Origin of the sequence: Mesoplasma chauliocola (genome assembly GCF_002290085.1) — a bacterium.
Taxonomy (GTDB): Bacteria; Bacillota_I; Bacilli_A; order Mycoplasmatales; family Mycoplasmataceae; genus Mesoplasma; species Mesoplasma chauliocola.
In genome coordinates this window covers 370,753-393,029 of the sequence record NZ_CP023173.1, presented here as the reverse complement: position 1 = coordinate 393,029, position 22,277 = coordinate 370,753, and the positions used below count along the sequence as shown (strand labels likewise).

Annotated in this window: 17 protein-coding genes; 4 read left to right on the top strand and 13 right to left on the bottom strand. The window is 24.6% G+C overall.

What is annotated here, in order from left to right:
- The first annotated feature begins 97 nt into the window (after positions 1 to 97).
- From CK556_RS01730 to CK556_RS04065, 4 genes are all read left to right on the top strand, one after another.
- Positions 98 to 403: a hypothetical protein gene (locus tag CK556_RS01730; RefSeq protein WP_027875658.1), complete on the top strand. Its 306-nt coding sequence runs from the start codon at positions 98 to 100 to the stop codon at positions 401 to 403.
- A gap of 278 nt (positions 404 to 681) precedes the next feature.
- Complete coding sequence (locus CK556_RS01725; protein WP_027875659.1) at positions 682 to 1,680, top strand: PhoH family protein; 999 nt, start codon at positions 682 to 684, stop codon at positions 1,678 to 1,680.
- Positions 1,681 to 1,732: 52 nt separating this feature from the next.
- Entirely contained in the window at positions 1,733 to 2,236 is a 504-nt protein-coding gene (locus CK556_RS01720) for a hypothetical protein (protein ID WP_027875660.1), read from the top strand.
- Positions 2,233 to 2,562 carry an ATP-binding domain-containing protein gene (locus CK556_RS04065; protein ID WP_084545420.1) on the top strand — a complete coding sequence of 110 codons (330 nt, stop codon included), beginning with the start codon at positions 2,233 to 2,235 and terminating at the stop codon, positions 2,560 to 2,562. The genes CK556_RS01720 and CK556_RS04065 overlap by 4 nt, the downstream gene beginning before the upstream one ends.
- Before the next feature lie 75 nt (positions 2,563 to 2,637).
- On the opposite strand, the gene parC is transcribed toward CK556_RS04065, so the two are convergent.
- From parC to CK556_RS01650, 13 genes are all read right to left on the bottom strand, one after another.
- Positions 2,638 to 5,364 (bottom strand): DNA topoisomerase IV subunit A, encoded by a 2,727-nt coding sequence (gene parC / locus CK556_RS01710; protein ID WP_051412767.1) that lies wholly within the window; start codon positions 5,362 to 5,364, stop codon positions 2,638 to 2,640.
- Between the two features lie 15 nt (positions 5,365 to 5,379).
- Positions 5,380 to 7,323 carry a DNA topoisomerase IV subunit B gene (gene parE / locus CK556_RS01705; RefSeq protein ID WP_027875662.1) on the bottom strand — a complete coding sequence of 648 codons (1,944 nt, stop codon included), beginning with the start codon at positions 7,321 to 7,323 and terminating at the stop codon, positions 5,380 to 5,382.
- 17 nt (positions 7,324 to 7,340) lie between these two features.
- Positions 7,341 to 9,281 carry an AIPR family protein gene (locus tag CK556_RS01700; RefSeq protein WP_027875663.1) on the bottom strand — a complete coding sequence of 647 codons (1,941 nt, stop codon included), beginning with the start codon at positions 9,279 to 9,281 and terminating at the stop codon, positions 7,341 to 7,343.
- A complete protein-coding gene (locus tag CK556_RS01695) occupies positions 9,274 to 10,755 on the bottom strand; it encodes an HsdM family class I SAM-dependent methyltransferase (protein WP_084545421.1) in 1,482 nt (493 codons plus the stop codon). Before CK556_RS01695 ends, CK556_RS01700 begins: the two co-directional genes overlap by 8 nt.
- Positions 10,755 to 11,375: a uridine kinase gene (udk, locus tag CK556_RS01690; RefSeq protein ID WP_036246730.1), complete on the bottom strand. Its 621-nt coding sequence runs from the start codon at positions 11,373 to 11,375 to the stop codon at positions 10,755 to 10,757. Before udk ends, CK556_RS01695 begins: the two co-directional genes overlap by 1 nt.
- Positions 11,375 to 12,418, bottom strand: a complete 1,044-nt coding sequence (locus tag CK556_RS01685) for a hypothetical protein (protein ID WP_027875666.1) — start codon at positions 12,416 to 12,418, stop codon at positions 11,375 to 11,377. Before CK556_RS01685 ends, udk begins: the two co-directional genes overlap by 1 nt.
- Positions 12,419 to 12,565: 147 nt before the next feature.
- On the bottom strand, positions 12,566 to 13,264 hold the full coding sequence (locus CK556_RS01680) for an RsmE family RNA methyltransferase (RefSeq protein WP_169728212.1): 699 nt from the start codon (positions 13,262 to 13,264) through the stop codon (positions 12,566 to 12,568).
- Between the two features lie 141 nt (positions 13,265 to 13,405).
- Positions 13,406 to 14,500: an HU family DNA-binding protein gene (locus tag CK556_RS01675; RefSeq protein ID WP_027875668.1), complete on the bottom strand. Its 1,095-nt coding sequence runs from the start codon at positions 14,498 to 14,500 to the stop codon at positions 13,406 to 13,408.
- A gap of 79 nt (positions 14,501 to 14,579) precedes the next feature.
- Positions 14,580 to 14,834 carry a hypothetical protein gene (locus CK556_RS01670; RefSeq protein ID WP_169728213.1) on the bottom strand — a complete coding sequence of 85 codons (255 nt, stop codon included), beginning with the start codon at positions 14,832 to 14,834 and terminating at the stop codon, positions 14,580 to 14,582.
- 10 nt (positions 14,835 to 14,844) lie between these two features.
- Positions 14,845 to 16,416 (bottom strand): Vmc-like lipoprotein signal peptide domain-containing protein, encoded by a 1,572-nt coding sequence (locus tag CK556_RS01665; protein ID WP_027875670.1) that lies wholly within the window; start codon positions 16,414 to 16,416, stop codon positions 14,845 to 14,847.
- A gap of 43 nt (positions 16,417 to 16,459) precedes the next feature.
- Positions 16,460 to 18,517, bottom strand: a complete 2,058-nt coding sequence (locus tag CK556_RS01660) for a hypothetical protein (RefSeq protein ID WP_095761511.1) — start codon at positions 18,515 to 18,517, stop codon at positions 16,460 to 16,462.
- Positions 18,518 to 18,554: 37 nt separating this feature from the next.
- Positions 18,555 to 20,369, bottom strand: coding sequence for an ABC transporter permease (locus tag CK556_RS03970; protein ID WP_027875342.1), 1,815 nt, complete (start codon positions 20,367 to 20,369; stop codon positions 18,555 to 18,557).
- Between the two features lie 33 nt (positions 20,370 to 20,402).
- Entirely contained in the window at positions 20,403 to 22,262 is a 1,860-nt protein-coding gene (locus CK556_RS01650; RefSeq protein ID WP_095761510.1) for a hypothetical protein, read from the bottom strand.
- Between the last annotated feature and the right edge of the window lie 15 nt (positions 22,263 to 22,277).

Below are 22,277 nucleotides of genomic sequence, written 5' to 3'. Positions count from 1 at the left end.
TAAATATTTTTATTTAGATTAAATTTTAAAGCAAAAAATATAAGAATAAATATACTTTTTATTATAAATTAATTTTATATAGAAAAGGAGATAAAATATGAAAGATAATGAAATTTTAGAAAACTTAAATATTAAAAAAATAAAAGGAGATTTATTTATTGAAGATAAAAATATAGATAAGGAAATAAAAAGAATTTCAAAAGAGATATCAGAAGAATATAAAAAACAAATTTTGCAAAATATAAATAGTTATATTAGAAAACTAATTGAAAAAATAATAAATGAATTAAAAGATTTCTTAAGAGTTAATTTAAAACCTGAAGATATTTTGGTAGCAGCTGGAAGTATTCCAAGCGGATTACAAGATAATATTTATGAAGAAATCGGAAATATAGCAAAATAGAAATAAATTTTAATGACAGATATTATATTATTAAAGAAAAAATAATTTACATTGATGGTAATTTTATATATGAAGTTACTTTCACAAATTCACAAGATAAAATATCAAAATTTAATAAAAAGATTGCTTATTCTAGAGTTAAATTACCAGACAATTTTTCAATTAAAATTAATCTAACAGCAATCAACATAAATTATCACGGTGTATTAACAAAAGTTTTACTAATTGTAGGCTGATTCCCAAGTATTAGACCCTGTGAATTGGATAATATAGGTTTTTTGGTAAAAACATTAGATCAAAAAAATTTAATAAAAACTACATCTACTGAATACAAAAACTTAATGCAAATATTAATGACAAATAATATAAATATATTAGATTTAGTAAAACAAGAAGATTCAGAGTTTAATTCAATAATTAATAAGATATCTGAAGGAGCCAAAAGTAATTTTTTAATAAGTCAAATTTTAAAAAGATGTAGAATAATAATTTTGCAAGAAATGAATGGTCAAAATCTATTGAGTTACTTATTATATAAAATTAGAAATGAAGTAATTAAGGCTCAATTATCTTCTAATATTCAAAATTTAAACGCTCTTAAGACAAACAATGGCGCTTTACCTTTTGAAAATTTACCGCTTTTTATGAATCCAAAAAGTTATAATAGTGAATTAAGTAATTTAATACATGCAATTAATGATTTTAATGATAGAAAAGATGAGTTGTTTGCTCGAAAAATTAAAAATGAGACAATAACAAATAAAAAAATTTTTAATGACATCAATAATTTAGTTGACATTGAAAAAATAAATATATATATTAATAATTTTAATAAAAAATTGGACTATCCAACATATAAAGAATCTGAACTTTTTATATACAAAGAAAAATATGTTTATATGCATATTTTTTTAGAAACTACATTACAAATAATGGATGAACTAAATAAAAAAAGTTTAGAGATACCTATTGATTATAATGCTTTCATAATTGATTCATTAAATAATAATTCATCTACCCTAAATATTGAAAATGAATCAAAAAGAAAAATTTTAGAAATGTTATTCAAAAATTCTAGAATAGCTTTAATTTATGGACCCGCTGGAACAGGAAAAACTTTCTTGGCAAATGTTGTTTCTAATATTTTTGATAATTTTGAAAAAATATATCTTTCAACTAGTAATTCAGCAATTCAAAACCTTAAAAAAAAAATGCAAGCAAGAACAAAGCATTATTTAGTACAATATCTAGTTATATTCGTAACAAAAAAATGATAAAAAATGCAATCTATTAATAATTGAAGAATCTGGTTTTGTAAATAATGAAGAGATGCTTAAGGTTTTAGATCAAACTGAATTTGAAGTTGCAATGTTTATAGGTGATGTATATCAAATTGAACCAATTAAGTTTGGTAATTGATTTCAAATTTCTAAGAAAATGCTTACCAAAAGTTCAATTTTTGAACTAGAAGGAAATCATAGAACAGAGAATACTGATTTACAAGAATATTGAAAAAATGTTCGTGATTTCAGTGATGATATTCTTGCATTAACTGAAAGATTTAAAATTTCAAAATCATTAGAGTCAATTTTTAATTCGAATTTTGAAGATGATCAAATTATATTGTGTCTAAAATATGGTGGATTACTTGGTATAAATAATTTAAACAGTATATTTCAAGAAAAAAACAATAATGTTGCTTTTCAAATAGGAGTAAATTCTTTTAAAATTAACGACCCAATTATTTTTAATGAGAACAATAGATTTTCAAAATGATTACATAATAATTTGAAAGGAAAAATCAAAAAAATCAAGATGAAAGTAAATCTTTAATTGGTTTTTCAATTTTAAATACTATTAATACTGATAATGATGATTTAAGTGGTTTAAACGAGATACCATTTACAGTTTCATATGTAACTTCAATTCATAGAGCGCAAGGTCTTGAATATAAAAATGTTAAATTAGTAATAACTGACGACGATAAAACAAATATGACACATGATATATTTTATACAGCAATAACAAGAGCAAAAGAAAATCTTGAAATTTTTTGAAATGCAGAAACTCAGAAATTTGTCATTGATAATTTTGAAGAGCAAACTCAAAAATGAAATAAAGAAATAGCATTAATTAATGCAATTAAAAATAATAAATAATTTTAAACCCTTAGATTTACTTTTATTGTAAATCTAAGGGTTTATTATATTAAATTAAGAAATATTAAATTAATTTTATTCTTCTAATAGATCACTAAGATCTAATTGAAATTCATCTTTAGTTTCTTTTTTAGGTTTTGGTTTGCTTGGTGTTCCTAATACTGAAGAAATATCTCCAAGTAAATCACTTAAACCACCAGTTAAAGATTGAATACGTTTTGCGCTTTCTTCTTTAACATTTTTACTTACCACTACTTTAGCTGACACTTTGCCTTTATTAGCCTCTTGACGTGCTCTAATTTCTTCTTTAGATACATATCCCTCTGCATCATCATCAGCATTTAAAGCACCTGGTGGCATATCGTTTGGTTTAACTATATTAAACTCACCTAAACTTGCAAATGCCACATCTTTTACATCAAAATCCCCAGTTACACTAGTTAATTCAATATGACGATATTTATTTACATTAACTTCTTGATACATGTCTTGCTTATCAATTGCTTTAATAATATTTTCTTCATTTGCATTAAAATTAAATACAAATGTAATGTATTCAGTTCCACGTTTACGTTCTGGTAATACTCTTACTCCACGTTTTGGTCTAATATAGATTGGTAAATCTTCATTCCTGAATTTTTTAACTCCATCTTTTTCAGTTAAATACATAATAGTATCTTCACTTGTTAATCCTAAACCTGCAACTATATAATCTTCTTTTAAATTAGCTGCTTTAACCCCTTTTGAATTAGTTCCTTGAACTGGAATATCTTCAATATGATATCTTACTCCATAACCATTTCTTGTAATAATTCCACAAGTTCTAGTTTTTGAAGTGATTAGACTAGCACTCACAATTTCATCAGCTGCATCTAATTTCATAATTCTAAATGCACGAGTAAAGATTTTTGTTTCTAAATCTTTAACTGGAATACGCTTAATATTTCCATTTTTACTTGTAATTAGTATTTGTTGTAATGCTTCAGCAAACTCATTAACTACAAATGCACTAATAATTTGCTCGTTTGGATCCATTGTAGCAATAGTATTAACATGAACTCCCATGTCTCTTCATCTACTCATTGGTAATTTATATAAAGGAATTGAATAATAAGTTCCTCTGTTAGTAATTAAAATTAGATGTTGCAAGTTATTAACTTCTCCAGTTGCAATTCACATGTCATTTGGTTTTCTACCAAATACAGAAGGATCATTTTTGTTAATAATTTTTGACTCAATAGCTTTTAAATATCCATCTTTTGAAACTCATAAATTGAACTCTTTTTCAACTAATACTTCTTTTTGTTCAACATCAAGATTTTCAACCATGTCTTGAACAACAGATTTTCTTGGTGTAGGGAATTGTTTTTTAACTTCTTTTAAACGACTTATGATTTCATTATCCATAACTTCTGAACTATTTAAAATTGATTTTAAATTACTGATAGTTACATCTAATTCTGCTTTTTCATTTTGCAATTTAACCACATCAGTTGAAGTTAAACGATAAAGTCTCATATCAACAATAGCAGCTGCTTGAGGTTGAGAAAAACTAAATTTTGAAACTAAGTTTTCAATCGCATCACTTCTATTTGTTGAACTTCTAATTACTGAAATAACTTGATCTAATATACTCATAGCTTTTATTAGACCTAAAATAATTTCTAAACGTTTTTCAGCTTTATTTAAATCAAATTGAGATTTAAATGTGAATACTTCTTTATAGTGTGCAATATATGCATGAATCAACTCAATAATGCCTAATTGTTTTGGTTGTAAATCAACAATAGCAACATTGTTATAGTTATATGAAATACTTAATGGAGTTGATTTAAATAAAAACTTTCTAACAGTATCTAGATTAGCTTTATCACTTAAATCAATTGCAATTCTTAATCCATTTCGATCAGTTTCATCTCTTACTTCTAAGATTCCTAAACCTGGATTAGCATCAATAACATCTCCAATTTTTTTAACTAAATCTTGTTTAACAACTTCATATGGGATTTCATCAATAATGATATTATTATCTTCTTCATGCCATTTTGAATTAATTATAACTTTACCTTTTCCTGTACTAAAAGCGTCTTTAATACCATTACGCCCTTGAACAATTCCCCCAGTTGGGAAATCTGGACCTTTAACTATTTCTAAAATTGAATCAATTCTTGTATTTGGAGTTTTAATTAATCTGATTGTTGCATCAATAATTTCACCAAGGTTATGTGGAGGCATGTTTGTGGCATATCCAGCAGCAATCCCTGTTGAACCATTAACTAGAATATTAGGGAAATAACTTGGTAAAACAGTTGGTTCTTTTTCACTATCATCAAAGTTAGGTGCAAACTTAACTGTATTTTTATTTAAATCATCTAACATTAAGTCACTAATTTTTGCTAAACGAGTTTCAGTATAACGCATTGCAGCAGCACTATCCCCATCAATAGAACCATTATTACCTTGCATATCAATTAAAGGCATTCCTAGTTTCCATCATTGACTCATACGAACCATTGCATCATAAATTGAAGTATCACCATGTGGGTGGTACTTACCAATAACTTCTCCAACAACTCTAGCTGACTTTTTATATGGTTTATCATAAGTTAAATTTAATTCATTCATTGCATATAAAATACGTCTTTGAACTGGTTTTAAACCATCTCTAGCATCTGGTAATGCACGTTCTTGAATAATGTATTTAGCGTATCTACCAAAACGTTCACCCATTAAATCTTCTAAAGCATAACTAATTATTCCTTTTTCAGATTCAATATTTGAATTATCTATTTTTTTTGCCATCTATATTTCTCCTTTCTAGTTATTTTCTTGATTTTCATTTATGATGATTGCATCATCATTATCTTCTAAAGTAAATTTAACATTTTCTTGAATTCAAACTTTACGCTTTTCAGCATCTTCACCCATTAAGGTTCTAAATGACTTTTCTGCCATTAAAGCATCATCAATTGTTACAACAATTAATTTACGTTGCTCTGGATTCATTGTTGTTTCTCATAATTGATCAGCATTCATTTCTCCAAGTCCTTTATAACGTTGGATTTCATATTTTTTCGTAGCTGTTTTAGCAAAATCTGCTAATTCTTCCTCATCTCATAGATAAATAAACTTACGATCAGCAAAAGTTAATTTATATAATGGTGGTAATGCAATAAACACATGTTTATTAATAATTAAATCTTTCATATATCTGTAAAAGAATGTTAATAACAATGTTTGAATATGTGCTCCATCAGTATCAGCATCGGTCATAATAATAACTTTTCCATAATTAATATCATTAACATCAAAGTCTTGACCAATACCAGCACCAATTGCAGTAATGATTGTTTGAATTTCTTCATTTTTCATTAACTCAGCTAACTTTGCTTTTTCTGAGTTAATAACCTTTCCTCTTAAAGGTAAAATAGCTTGGAATGTACGATCTCTTCCTGATTTAGCACTTCCTCCAGCTGAATCCCCTTCAACAAGATATAATTCGTTAATTTCTTTTTTTCTTCCTTGAGCTGGTGTTAATTTCCCTAGCATTGCTCTTGTTGTTTTTTTACCTTTTGAATCACGAATAGCTTGTCTTGCTTTACGAGCTTCTTCTCTTGCCTTTCTTGCTAACATTGCTTTTTCAATAATTTTTGTTGCTGGTACTTTATTTTCAATTAATCAGAAGTTCATAAAATCATAAGTTACTTGTTCAACAGCTATTTTAGCATCTGGTGTTCCCAGCTTACCTTTTGTTTGTCCCTCATATTCGATTAGGTCTTCAGGAATTTTAACTGTTACAATAGCTACTAGTCCTTCTCTTAAATCATTTGAATCTAATCTTGGATCTTTATCTTTTAAAATTTTATTATTTTTAGCATAATCATTAATCGCTCTAACTAATCCTGTTTTAAATCCTGTAATGTGTGTTCCACCATCACCAGTTTTAACATTATTAGCAAAACCTAAAATAGTTTCGTTAAAATCTTCTGTATATTGAATACAAATTTCTGAAGCTATTCTTTTTGATTCGCCAGTAATAACTACAGGTTCTGTAATTTGTGTAAATTCACTTGATAATTCTTTAACAAATTCTACAAGTCCATTTTCAAATTGATATTCAACAAACTTATCATTAATTTTATCAGTAATAGTAATTCTTAGTCCTGAATTTAATAAAGCTGATTCCTTTAATCTTTCAGTAATTGTTGTAAAACTAAATTTTGTAGTATTAAAAATTGAATCATCTGGCAAAAAGTTAACAATGGTTCCTGTTTTATTTGTTGTTCCAACTTCTGTTAAAGGTATATTTAATTTACCTCCATTAGTAAATTCAATTTCATTAACTTTTTTATCGCGATAAATTGTTACATTAAATTTTTTAGATAAAGCATTAACAACAGATGACCCAACTCCATGAAGTCCTCCTGAAGTTTTATATCCACTTCCACCAAATTTTCCTCCAGCATGAAGTACACTAAAAATAACTTCAGGTGTTGGTCTTCCTGTTGAGTGCATTCCAATTGGAACTCCACGTCCATTATCAGCAACAGTAACACTTCCATTTTTTTCTAAAGTTACATTAATCTCTGTACAATAGCCTGCTAAAGCTTCATCGATTGAGTTATCTACAATTTCTCATACTAAATGGTGCAATCCTCTAACATCAGTTGAACCAATATACATCCCTGGACGTTTTCTAACAGCTTCTAAACCTTCAAGGACCTGAATGGCTGATTCGTCATATTTTACTTCTTTTGCCATGTATTCTCCTTAATCTACTAATCTTTTTTAAATTTTATTAAAAAATCTCTGTTTTCTTTTAAAAAAGTTATAAATTGTTTGTCTTGATAAAAATATTTAGCTGAATTCATTTGATTATCTTTAATAAATTCCATTAGTTTATTAATTATAACATCTATTGATGAAATAATTTTTTTTGTAGACTTTTCTTGTATTAATCCTTTTTTAATATTTTTTTCAAAACTTTCAAAAAATAAAAATAAATTATCTAAAGCTTCTTCTGTATTTTTTTCTTTATCAAGCAAGTCATACAATTTATCTTTAGTTTCTTGATTGCAACTAAAAATAGAAATCATTATTGAAATCAAAGATAAGATTCAAATTTTTGATCTAGTCAAATGTGTATTTAACTCCTTGTCTTTTTTCTTTTTTTGCTCAACTAGGTATGATTCATAAAACTCTTTTATTTCAAAAACTGCTAATGGATTATTCAGTAAATTAGAATCTACTAAAACATTTTTAAATTCATAGGTTCCACTTTGATTATTGTCAAAAAGTTTTTTCTTATTTTGAATTGCATAACCAGGTCTTATTTTAAAAATAGCCATTCCTAATTGACAATATTCATCAAGTTTCATAGTCTTTTTCTTATCAAAAACTTCGCTTTCTTTTATTAGCAAAGTATATTCTTGATTTTGCTTATTATTTTCTATATCAAATTTAAATTTTAAATTTTCAACACATTCTTCTTGATAAAAAAATGTTCAATTTGAAACAGGTTTTTGTTGATTTGAAGATTTAACAAGTTCTAATATAAAATCTTCCGTTTTAAAATTTTTATTTAAAAAAAGTGAATTTTTTTCATTTGATGAAACTTCAACTATTTTGCAAATTAATTCTGAATTAAGTACACTTTTTTTGTGTTTTTCAATTTCTTCAGTCTCTGGTTTATCTAAATTATTACTAATTTTCAAACTATCAATATACTTATAAATGTTTGTCACCGTTTGTGCACCATTTATAATTGAAAAATCTTTAATTAAAATTTTATTAGGGTAAATTTCAAGTTTTTTTGTTATTATAAAAATTCCATTATTTTTAAATCAAAATTCTTCTGGTGAATTTTTTAAAGTATTATTAATCTCAGAATTAACTTTTTTACTTTCTTTAGAGTTTGAGTTATCTAAAAAATTTCTAACGTTTAACCCAAAAAGATTATTTCTATGCTCTTCATAAAGTTTGTATATATCATATATTTTCATTGAAACTAATACACCTTGTAAGCCTAATGCATTATTTATTGTAAAATTTGATGAAATTTTAAAACTAAATTCTTTTTTAATTTCTTTTTCTTTTTTTTCTAATCTTATTACTTTTTCTAAAAAGTATTCATTTTTTGTAAATTCAACTGCTTCAAGGCTAAAATTAACATTTGAAAAACCTGCAGGCTGATTATATTTTATAATTTGATCTATTTTTTGATTTAAAACTTGCTTCTCATTAACTTCATTTTTAACATGAGAAATTGCCTTAGAGATTACAAATATTTGAATATTTCTAATATTTGTAATTTCAGTTTTTATTCTTTTTCTATTTTGTTCTGCTAAGTTTGCCTTCTTAGTATTTTCTTGATTACTAATAGCATCAATTAAAGAAGATTTGATTTTGTTGTAAATATCTTCAAAATCATCAACATTTATTTGCCCTGACTTTGATTGAAATATGTAACAATTTTCTTCATTAGAAAAAATATAATCTATACCTCCATCTCCTGTTCCATCAATACTCATAGCAGCAAAATCATCTATCGTTTCACAAATATTTAAAACATCTCTTAAATATAAAAAAGTCATTAAATCTCCTTCATTTATATTTTTTTCAGTAAAATCTGTTTGTTGGGTTAATTTAAAATCAATCAAATTTAACTCATTTAAAATTAATTGTTTAAATTTTTCAGTATTTGTATTTTCTCTATTCATTTTTAGTACCTTCTTGTTGCTTAATTTTTTTTTCTATTAAATAATTTAAAAATTTTTCTAACTCTTTTGAAGTAAAAAAATAATAATTAGAACCCTTACATTTATTTAAAAAATGTAAATATTTTTTAAATAAATTTTCATTAATAAGAAAAATATTAAGTATTGCTTCTATGTCAATTTTTTTTGATTTAATATAATACCCTGATCCATAAACCAAAACATTTTCGCTTACTTTTTCTAAATGTATATTTTTATTAGTGTCTATTATATTAGAAATTATTATTTTTTTGCTATTTAAATCATTAATTCCCTGAGTTTTTGAATATTCTCATCAATTTTGATTTTGGCTAATTTTTCTATTTTTTAATAATTCTTGATTATTCATTAAATATTTGTAAACATTTATATTATTTTTTTTAATTTGTTTGAGTTCTAATATTTTATTGTTTTTATAAGGAAATATTGCAAATCTTTTTTCAAAAGAGCAACCTTTCTTTTTTATTTTCACAGCATTTAATATTAAATTTCGATTTTTTAAATCCATTAACTCATTATTTCTAGGAATAAAAATGTTATTACAATTAGTTGCAAATCCATTTTTGACTTCTACATGTTTTACATAGTTCTCATCATTTATAATTTTTTTAAAAGTATCATTTTCATTCATTTTTGAAAAAATAAAAATGTTGCTTTTAGTAAACACAAATTGAGAAGTATTAGTATATTTTGTTGTTTCATTATTGCTATTATAAATTATAGAATTTTCTTTTTTATTCTTTGACAATAAAGTTATTGCTGTGTAAGTATCTGCATTTGAAAAAATTTTAGTTGATTCAAAATTTATTATTTTATGAATCATATTTTCCTTTAACAAAAAAAATCTTAATTCTTTTGCTGACAATGAGTAAAAATATGAATTTGGAGTTATGTACCCTAATTTCCCCTGATTATTTAACATTTTTATTCCGATTTCAAAAAAAATTAAATATAAATCAGACATTCCTTTATTTGAAAAACTGAAATCTTTATAATTTATATTCTTCATGTTATGAATTCTTAAATATGGTGGATTTCCAACTACGTAATCCATTTTAAAATTAAAATCTTCTATTTTTAATGCATCCTGATTAATAATTTTTCAACTAATTTTTAAATTCGGTAATTCTTTTTCAACAATATTATCTAAATTTATTAAAGTTTGCTTAAAATGTTTTTTTTCTATCTCAATACCAAAAATATTACTTTCTAACATTTTTTTTATTTTATCATTTGAATAATTTTCTTTTTTAGCTTCTTTTATATAAATTTTAATAATTTCTTTTAAAAATGCGCCTTGTCCACATGAATTATCTATTATCTTCTTATTTAAAATTTTTTTTCCTTTATAATCAATTTCATCTAGCATTTTTAAAACTATTTTTTTCGGTGTAAAGATATCTGTTTTATTACTCATCATTAATTCTCTTTCTTTCATTAACTTACTAAACTCAATATTTTTGTAGCTACCAAATCAACAGCAACATCATTTCCTTCTTTATAAGGAATAATTAAATCTGCATACTCAATGCTTGGGCCTATAAATGCTTCATGCATTGGTTTAACTTCATTTAAGTATTGACTAACAACACTTTCCAAAGTTCTACCTCTATCATTAACATCTCTTTGTAAACGTCTTATAAACCTTAAATCATTAGCCGTTTTAATAAATATTTTAATATCACCAAGTTTTCTAATTTCTTTAATTGCTAATGCAAAAATTCCATCAAGTATAACAACATCGCTAGCTTTAACTGTAATTGTTTCTTTAGTTCTTGAAGAAGTTTTAAAATCATAAACTGGAACTTTAATTGGCTGATAATCTTTTAAAGCTTGTAAATCCTTTAATAATAATTCTGTGTCAACACTATTTGGATGATCAAAGTTTATTTTTCTTCTTTCTTCAAGTGTTAATTCACCAAAATCTTTGTAGTAGTTATCCATTGAAATATGAGTAACAGATTTACCTTTTAATATTTCATTTGCAATTCTATCAGCTACAGTTGTTTTACCAGAAGCAGTACCACCTGCTATTAAAATTAATGTGACTCTTTTCATTAATATACCTGCTTTCATTCAATATTCATCTCTGAATTGTTAACTATAAAATTGTTAACTGTTTTAAAATTATTATTAGATATATTATTTTCAACTTCTATCATAATAATTCTTTTGTTAACTTTATAATTTTTATCATACATACTTTCTTCACTTTTTAACAAATATTCATAAAAATATAACTGTCCAACTGATTTAGTTAACTGAGATAATATATTTTTATTGTGAACCGTTTTAAATTCGTATAAATTAATTTCTTTATTATCTAAGTCCTTAATTATTAGATCAGAAAATTTTCCTTCTTTAACAATGTATTTTTCATTATTTTCAAATGAGCTACTAAATTCTCTAATTTGTTCTTCATGAATTATATTATACTTTTGAATTTTTTCTATTGCGTTTTGATATGTTTTAAAATTTTCTACACTCTTAATGTTTACATTATTACTAATTGAATAGTCAATTTCTCTTAATATTTCTGTAATTTCTGATGTATTGCTAAAATCAATTGTTTTTTCCTCTTTATCAATTACTATATTTTCAAATTTATTATTTTCTTCTAAGTTTGTTATATATTCATCCCTTTTAGTATTTTTATTAAAAGGTAAAAGTTGATATTGCATATTTTTTAGTTCAGAAATTCAAGTTTTACTATTAATATAATATTCACCTATATATAAAAAATGGCTAGGTTTATTTTTAATAAAAACATGAAATTTAAAGTCTTGTTCTTTTTTAGCAGCAAGCTCCATTACTTTATTTTTTGAAGTTGCTTCTATTTTATCATCAATGATTTTTCAATCATTAGCCCTTCCAAAATATTTTATTTGCTTGATACCTATTATGTCTTCATATTTACTATTTCTGTTAGAGCTTTTATGATTATTAATATAAATAATCGCCTCGTTGAGCTCATCAGAATAAGATGCGCTGCTAATTCCCGAACCACTTGTGAAATATCTCTTAATATCGTTTATTTCGTTGATTTTTGTTTTATCTTTTTTGTTGTTTTGATTAATATATTCATTCATTATTTTAAACATTAATAATACCTCACATTTATATTATTATATAAAAAAATCACCGGTTAGGGTGATGTGTCTGGCTAAATATAATTGATAATTAAGGAAAGGCGGTGCCAGACACTTTCTAATTATATATTATTAAAAATAATTATTTTCTATTTTTTCTTATTTATCTTCATATATTAAACTACTTAAAATATAGCAAGGTGCTGTTTCAGCTCGTAAAATATTGCTTCCTAAGCTCACATTTTTAAATCCTAAATCATGTAATACATTAATTTCACTAGGATCAATTCCACCCTCACAACCTATCACAAAGCTTATTGAATTAAAATTTTTAGATAAATAACTTTTCAAGCATATTTGCCTTTCTTCTTCTCAAGCTACAAGATTTAAATCACTTAAATGTTTTTCTAATTCTTTTAAATTAACTATTAAATTATTTACTATTGGAATTGTTGTTCTTTTAGATTGTTTAGCAGCAGTATCACAAATAGTTTGTCACCTTTGTAATTTTTGATCAATTTTTTTATCATCAATTTTAACTACATTACGCTTAAAAATTACAGGAATAATTTCATCAACACCTAACTCTGTTGATTTTTGTAAAAGATAATCTCATTTTTGCTCTCTTAAAACTCCAGCAATTAAAACTTTTTTAATATTGCTTAATTTGGTTTGTGTTTTACCAACTATTTCTACAATAACCATATTGTCAAATGTTAAATCTTTAATTTTAGTTTTATAAACTTCTTGTTGATAAACGCATTCTATAATTTCATTATTTTTTAATTTAACAACATTTTTAATATGATGAACATCAGTGTTATTAATAATAAAATTATTATCCTTTTTTATTTCCACAAAATATCTAAACATATCTTTACCTCTAATCTTTTCTTATATATTATAAAAGAATTCCACATTTAATTTAAAGTTTGTTTTAAACTTACTTCAAATTAAATGTGGAATTTTATATTATTGCATTAAAACCTTTGATTAATTTTATCTAGCTTCATTTATAGAATCTTTTAAACCTTTTAAAGGCTTAAATTTAATAGTTTTATGCGCTGAGATTGTCTTTAATTCTCCTGTTTTTAAATCATTTTTTATAGATTCTTTTACTACAATTGTTGAAAACTTAGCAAAGTTATTTATTCAAACTTCTGCATTTTCATCAATTAAATTATCTTTCATTAATTCAAACATAGTATCAATTATTTTCTTAATTTTAACTTTTGTCATTTTATTATTAGGATTTGAAAAAATAGAATCAATTAACTCATTTTTAGTAATTTTATTTTTTCTTACTAACTGCTTTTTTTCAATAGAATTACCTGCCTTAATTATTTCAATATTTTGATTTTCTTTTTCTAAATTAAGTTTTTCTTCCTTAACTTCTTCAAGTTTATTTAAATTGAGATGCTCTATTTCTTTTAATTCATCTCCTATTTTTTTCATAAAAACAATTAACTCTTTTTTAGTCATTTGTTCTAAAACTACATCTTCTACATAAATGTCATTTAAAATAGCATAGTTTCTAATTTTATCAGCATTCTTAACTAATTCACTTAAATTTTCTTTAATCATATCAGAACCATCATTTTTTCCTCGTTGTTGTAATAAGGTTAAGTCATCATCAATATTAATTTCTTCAAAAAAAGTTTTATCTTCTTCATGATGAGGATAAGAATCAATTTCAGCTTTTTCATTTTCAAAAGTATAAATATCGTTTTCTTCTAATTGGTCTAATGGTTTTTTACCTTTTTTTGTGCTTTTAGTTTTGTATTTGATAATTAAAATAAGCAAAAGAAGTACTAAAATAGGTAAAACAATTAGCAAAGTAATATTAGCTATATAGTCAATAATATTTGGTAAATTCATTTCATCTGGAGGTATTAATCCAATTGGATTAAATGCTGTAAGAAATCCTAAATTTAGTCCATTTTCTCCATTTAGTAAGACATTTATAATTTTCATTAAAAAAAATAAAATAGTTATAACTGGTATAGAGACTAATAAACTTATTTTTAATTTTTTGCCTTTGCTTTTTTTAATAGGTTCATTATTTTGTTGATTATTATTTTGTTGATTTTCCATTTTTTTCCTTTCTTGATAAAAACCCTTCTTTAATTTAAAAGAAGGGTTTGAAGTTATTTATTTTTATAAACCATACCTTTTATAAATTTATACGATTTATAATATCTTCTAAATCATTAATTAACTTATTTAACTGTGAATTAATCATCTCAGCATCTGATATAGTAACTCTAAATTCACCTAATTTAAGTAAATTTTTATTTGCACTAATTTCAGTAATTAAATTCTTACTTAATTGTTTTTTAAATTTAATTAGATCTTCTAAATTAGTTTCTACATCATGCCCACTAAAAAATTTTTTAATTTGTTCTGTCATAATCTTTTTCCGTTTCATTTTGATTTTACTAATTAACTGGAAATTCTTCTAGTAAAACATTTATTGTTCTATTTGAAACTTTATAATTTCCATCACTATAACTTGTTAGAAAGACTGCATAATAACTTGTGGCTTGAGTATTTTGAATATTTGAACTAGTAAAAGCACCAGTTGATTCAACAAGTTCCTCTAAAGTTTTAGTTTCTCCTAAAATACTTTCTATATTGGCATCTAAATTTTCTTGTTCTTTATCAAAAAATAAAATTTCATCAACTTTAAATAATTCTTGCGTTTCATCTGTTCCGAAATTAAATGATGTTGTATTTTTGAAGACTGCTGACTTAACAAATTCTTCAATTTTTTTATCTTTATCATTACCAGTAAAAATACCTAAGCTTTCAACAAAATCCTTTTGGTGTGCCTCAATATTATCTTCACTTCATTCTTGTGTAATTTTTTGATCAAATAAATAACTTTTCTGTGCTTGTGCTATATTTGAATTAAACTGAATAAACTGAGGTTCTATGTATTTTTTATTTCCGCTTGTTAAAACATGTCATTTTAAAGCATTAGATTGTATTTTTAAAACATCAATATCAAGTTTAGTTTTATTATATTCATTTTTAATTGCTTCTTGAGAAAACTCATAACCTTTTGCAGGTTTTAAAGATACTTCTACTTTATTTGTTCAATACTTTGTTTCATTATTCTCAGGCTTATCAACTATAGATATGTTTAAAATATCATCACTAATTAAAACTTTATCGCTTTGTAAAATTTCTTTTTGTTCAGAGATCAACTTAGTTTTGAAGTCATTAAAATCAGCAAATTTTGATTTTTCTGTTCAATTAATAATTGCATCTATAGATTCTTTCAATACATCATCTTCAATTACTTCTGCATCAGTTATTGTTCCTGCACATAAAAATTTCTTATCATTTTCTGTGACTTCTTCATCAAACTCGTAGTATTTATTATCCTCTTGTCTAATTCCGACTGTTCCTTCAATTTGAAATTCAGTAATATTTGGATTTAAAGCTTCTGAACGGTTAAAAGTAATATAAATTTCATCAAAGACTAGCCCTTCTGCAGGCGCTCCAGGTATGGGTGCATTTGGTACAAAAGTTTTTTTAACAATCTCTTCACTTTTATAGTGAATAGTTTTTAAGAAATAGTCCAATTCTTTGATTGTTGTTTCTGTTTCTTGCTTTGTGATTTTTTTCTTAGGTGCTGGTTTGTTTCCACCAAAATTATAAATTAGAGTTACTGAACCTGTATATTTATAATTATTTTTTGAAGTACCATTACCTGTAAATACAACGCTTTGTTGTTTATTAGTTATTGTTCCTTCTTGAATTTCTTCACTAGCATTTACACTTATTCCATTTTCAACATCAACTTTATGTTTCACAAGTTCAGATTCCAATTCTTCGCTAGTTCAAGGATTTTGATCATCTTCTTTACTATGCAATATTGTATTTAAAAATAATTCAATTGTTTCAATATTCTTTTTTTCAAATTTTTCAGAACATGAAACAACAATAGCCGATGTTGAACTTACAACAGTCAAACTTGATAAAATTAGTAATAATTTTTTCATTACTTAACCTCTTTTAAAACTTTCTATGAAAATTTTATTATTTCTAACCTCTTTCAATAAAAGTATATTTAGCATGATGTGGTTTTGAGTCAAAACGTTTACCTTCTCCAAAACCAACACTAAACAGATTTGTTCTTATTCCAAAATGTAAACATGCATTGTTTGTTGATTCAAAAGTAAGACCTTTTTTAATTTCTGCTGGTTCATTAACAGCTTTACTAATATAGTCTTCATTTGCAATACCTGCTCATCTAATATCTCTCAAATTATATCCTTCATTTTTAATTTCATCTGAATAAAAGAAACCAAAATTGTTAATACCAAAAGCTTTATCATACAAATGCTCATTTTTAATTTTGTTTGCTTCGTATGAACCTTCAAATGTAGGTATAATATCAAGACTTAGAGCTCTCATTAAATTCCCACCATCATAACCTAATTTTTGATTAATTCATCTGTTTTGTCCAGTGACAAAATAATCATCTGCAATATAGTCTCAAATATTAAACTCTGTTCCGTCTTCTCTAATTACACCAGTTTCACCACTCATTTTAAATTTATTGTTTTTTTGTGCATCTGTTGCTTTTGGATTAGTTCAAATATCGCTTTCAGAAATTCCATACAAATCATGGAATACATTTAAAAATTGTGTAGTCCCTTCATAATATGAATTAAATATTTTTGAGTTAGTTGCACTTGTTGTTTCAACTAGAGCTGTTGAAGAATTGTCAATAGCTAAAGAATATGTAAATCCAACATCACTTATTCTTTGAGAATAACCATTTGGTAATGTTATAGTTAAACCTTTCAATGTAACTATCTCACTTGAAACTGACATTGATAATAAATCTCTTGTTCTATCATTTTCTTCAACTTTTGAATTTTCAATTCTGCTTTCATAAGCACTTGTAATTTTTGGGGCATATTTATCTAAAGTCTTAGTTCATTGACTTTCTAATGCATCATAAATTACTTTATCTCCTTGAACTACTTGACCATTCAATCTAATAGGGAAATCTTTTTTTACCTTACCAAAAAATGAATTTCATTCTGGTCATGCATTTTGATCAAAGCTCATTTCAATTTGTTCTAAACTATTAAGATGGCTAGTTTGATCAGTTCTTATAATATCATTTGGATTGTAATATGCAACGTTAATACTGTTTAAAACAGCTGATCCATTTGTGAAATATTTTGTTTTAATTATTGATGGTATTTTTTTACCTAATGTTTGATTATATTTGTCAATAGCTGACTTATATAAATTAGTATTTCCTGCTATCATGTCTTGTGTTTTTAAGTTTGGTTCTAAAGCTTTCAATGTATTATAGTCAACAAAAACATCAGAACTTGCTTCTTTTAACAAGTCACCCGCTAATTCATTGTTTATTTTATTGATTGAAGCAATAATTTCTCCATCATCTGAAACAGTAATAACTATTGCTCCTGTTACTTTTTTAGTAACAGTTGCTTGTTCAGCATCTTTGTATCTATAAGTTGATGAAAATTCTAGACTAACACTTGAAATAAATCCTTCACCTGTTTCTGTAGTATTACCATAAGTCATTTCAGCATTTTTATAGTCAAAAATAATATCATCAATTCATTTTGAACCAAAACTTCCAATTAAAACTTGGTATGTTGAAATACTAATTTGATTTCTTAAATTAGCAATCGCTTGTGCTGGACTTAAAAGTGAATTCACATTACTTTCTAAATCTGATTTTTGTTTGTCTGTTAGAACATCATAAAATCTTACTGCTTCTCCCTCTGCATCAGTTGAATATTGTTCAATCTCTTCTCCACCATTTGAAGAAGCAGCTTCGTAAATTTGCTTTAAATTATCTTCTAGAAAAAAGCTTAAACCAATTGATTGAGCTTCAGAGTCTACTATTGCAGATCTAGAAGCCATTGGTGTTGATACAACAGTTGTGAATTTTGAATTAACTTCTGCTTCAAACTGTCTAATCAACTGTCTTATAATTTCTTTTTCATCTGGAACAGTTGGTGGAACAACAGGGTCTGTACCACATGCAACTACTCCCATTGCTGAAGTTCCTACAACAGCTAGTGATGATAATGCTAATAATAATTTTTTCATATTTTTTTCCTTTTCTCTTTTGTTTATATTTTTATTTTTAAAAATCGAATTTTTTAAATTTAAATAATGCTATTGAAAAACTCAATGAGCTAACTGCAAATAATATTGCTAAATAATATCAAGGTTTAAGATAGCTTGAGGTTGTATTTTTTTCAATCATATTAGTAGAAGTTAGTTTTATATCATATTCTGGATATCCTAAAAACAAATTCTTTTGATCTTCTAAATAAATTTTTGAAAATGAATTTGGAGAAAATCAGATATCATCATTATAAAATCCTAAATTTTTGGTATAAACCATTCACAACCCACTATATAAGTTAAAATATGATAAGGTATGCATCATATTTCTACCTTTTTCATAGTTATTTCAGTCTCCTGAAGTTTTAGATACCGCATTTGAAGACATAATTATGTAGTTACTTGAATATTTGATAAAATATTCTTCAATAATTCTTGCTGTATACATTAAATTAAAATTTAACTGTTTTTTTACTAAATTACTCGCATTTGTAAATTTAAAACCGTCATTATTTTGTGCTGATATTTCATATTCATAAAACGAAATAACATCCTGTTTTTTCAATGCATAAAAAACTTTATTTTCTTGCATTTCTTCTTCAGATGGATTTATTTTTTCTAAATAACTATCTGTAATGCCAGTGTCTAAAAATAAAAAGTCATAAAATAAATCATATTTTTCAAATTGAATATTATTTTTAAAATGATTGTTAATTGAATTGCTAAAATCTCTAAAATCAATTAATATCTTTTTGATTTCATTATCTAAAGTTTTTGATATTAAATCATCTAATTCTTCATTTGTTATAAATGTATTTTCCAAAGTAATTTGTATATTAAATTTATCATTTTTTTGTCATGTATTTGGAACTGACGCATCTCTAAGGGGTTTTGAGAATAAATTAAGATTAGTTTCTGTTATAACAGCAGGGCTTGCATTAATCAAACCAAGATCTTTTCACATTTGCATTCTAAGACCAATATTTCTGCTATTATGAAACTCATCTAAAATCATTTCGTTTGAAAGGAAATAGTTATAAACATACTTAGACAAATTTGGATATTTAATATTCCCTTCATTTACATGGTCATATAAACTATATGCATCATAAATGTCATTTAGTTGAAAAATGTCACCATTAGTAAACTGCACATTATAACTTTTTTCATTTGCTTTTATAAAAGACATTGGGATATTTGCTATAAAAGATAAAGCTAGTAATAATGTACAAATAATAGTTGTTGTTTGTAATGTAAACATAAATATTAAGAATGTAATAAAGTTAATTAAAAAGAATGTAGCTATTAAACAATAAAGTACATATATTGATGTCATTCTAAGAATGAACATATCATATTTAAATAATGTGAATGTAGCATAAAAAATATTAATAACAGCAAAGCTCATTAAAATGTTTACAGCACAGATTAAAATAATTAATAAATACTGAGCTACGAAAAATTTAGTTCTACTCACTTGGTTTGTCAAAACGATATAAGTTGTTTTATCTTCAAAATTTTTACTAAAGAAAAATTGAATCATTCTTAAAATAAATACAAACATTAAACAACAAACAAAAAATAATATATAAAAATTAAATATAACTACTTGAGAACTACCAGATTTAGCAAATGCTAATGCAATCCCAATGCAAATTGAAACAACAATGGTTGATATATTTAAAATATAAAATAACCGCTCTTTTAATAGACTTTTAAAACTAAATTTAATTAATTTAATAAAAGGTATTTTCCTATATTTTATAAGTCTATCTTTTAAAAAATTTTGTAAAGGATTCTTTTTCTTTTTTTCATAATTTTCTTCTACCATAGTACCCTCACCTCCTTTCAATGAAATCCAAAATTAATTTGACTCTATTAGAGTTCTTTCAAATCAATAAAATTTGTCTGATTTAATGACAAAATTTAGGTTCAAGAACGATAAATTAAAATCTACTGAAATATAACTTGCTTGATCTTTAAATTTTTTAAAAATAATTTGATTATTGTTCATTTCTATAATAGGTATGTTTTCTAATTCTTCGCTATTATTGAATTCAAAGTGAAATGAAGAAGAATTAGTTTTATTTAAAAAGTAATCTCTTTCTGATTTTCCTAAAGTATTAAAATTTTGATTAAGTAAACTTAGCTCTGCATTTACATCTGAAATGCTTGAAAAATTTTTCAAATTTGAATAGTTAGTTAAGTTTTTTAATGATATCAATTGCTTGCTATCAGAAAGCAAATTTCAAGTTATTTTTTTTGTTCCATAATCTTCTTGAAAAATTTTTACAGCGTTTATTGTATTTTGATAAATTGCTTTAAATATAGGATCTTCTTCAACTTTTAAAGGCATTTTTTTATTTTCCAACTCTTCTTCTCTCAGATAACTATCATTTAAGTTATTTACTGAAATTGCAGTGTAGTAAGAAATGGGATTAACTGGATGATAATAATTAAATTCTTCAAAGTATAAACAAAAATTATCTAAAGTTATTTCTCCATAATTTACTACTGAATCAGAGTTAATACCAAGGTTTTGAGCAAATCTAGTTTGAAACTCGTTTAATCAATTTAAGTATTCTTCACTTAAAAATTTGTAAATTTCTTTGTTGCCTTTAACTAATTTATTCTCAAGTATAATTTGATCATCATTAATTAATTCACCAAAAATAGATTTAAACAAATCAGTATTAAACTTGTTGTCTGATTCATATGTGTCATTAAGAATTAGCTGCTTTGCACCATATTTTTTAGACTGATCAGGATTAAAATTTTCTATCTTATCTATTGATTTAAAATTTTTAAACCTTTCATCATTTTTAAATGCAAATTTATAACTTTTGTTTGTGGTTTCAGTATTAGGGTTATTTTTCAGAATATAATTTATAAAACTTTTTTCAAACTTATCAAATCTAAAAATATTTTCAAAGTCACTATTTGATAAACTAAATATTTCAGCATAATCATAAATTCTAAGATCATAAGCATCAAATCAAGCTCATTCAAATCTGTCCTTAATAAGATTTTTTCTTAAGTCGTTTGTTAAAAATTTTAAGTCTTCAATTATTGAATCTTGATTTGTTATTGTTATCACGATTTCTTCTTTGTACTTGTTTTTAATTAGGTTTTCATCAATATCAGTGTATTGATAATTAAAAACTAAATCAAAACTTATATTTGCTATATAATTTAAATTTTCTTTATCCAATGATAGATAACCAAAATCTATATTGTTGAAATCATAAGATATACCTTTAAATCAAAATTCATCATTTTTAAATTTTAAAATAGTTTCATAAAAGGTAAGTTTATGTGACATAGAATTTAAAATAGTTTTTTCTATCTGACTTGTTTTAATAATTTTATTTAAATCATTATCTAAAGCTTCTTTTTCTCTTTGAGAAAGAAGGTCATAATTTGAAGGCAAACTTTCATTTTGTTTTCTTTTATTAATTTCTTCTAAATTATCTTGATTAAAAAAGGTAAAACTCATGTTATTTTGCATTTGGTTGTCAATATAGATAATGGCATTTTGTTTTTCAGCTAATGCTTCATGAAATTTTGCTTCGACTTCTTTTTCAAAAGAATCCCCAAGAACATAATAGTTATAAAATGGTTTATACTCTTGCTCAATTACTATTGGCTTTTTACTACATGCTGTAGATACTAAACCAAATCCTAAAACAAAAGCAGAAACTATTGGTAATATCTTTTTCAACATTTTTATTTATGAAAT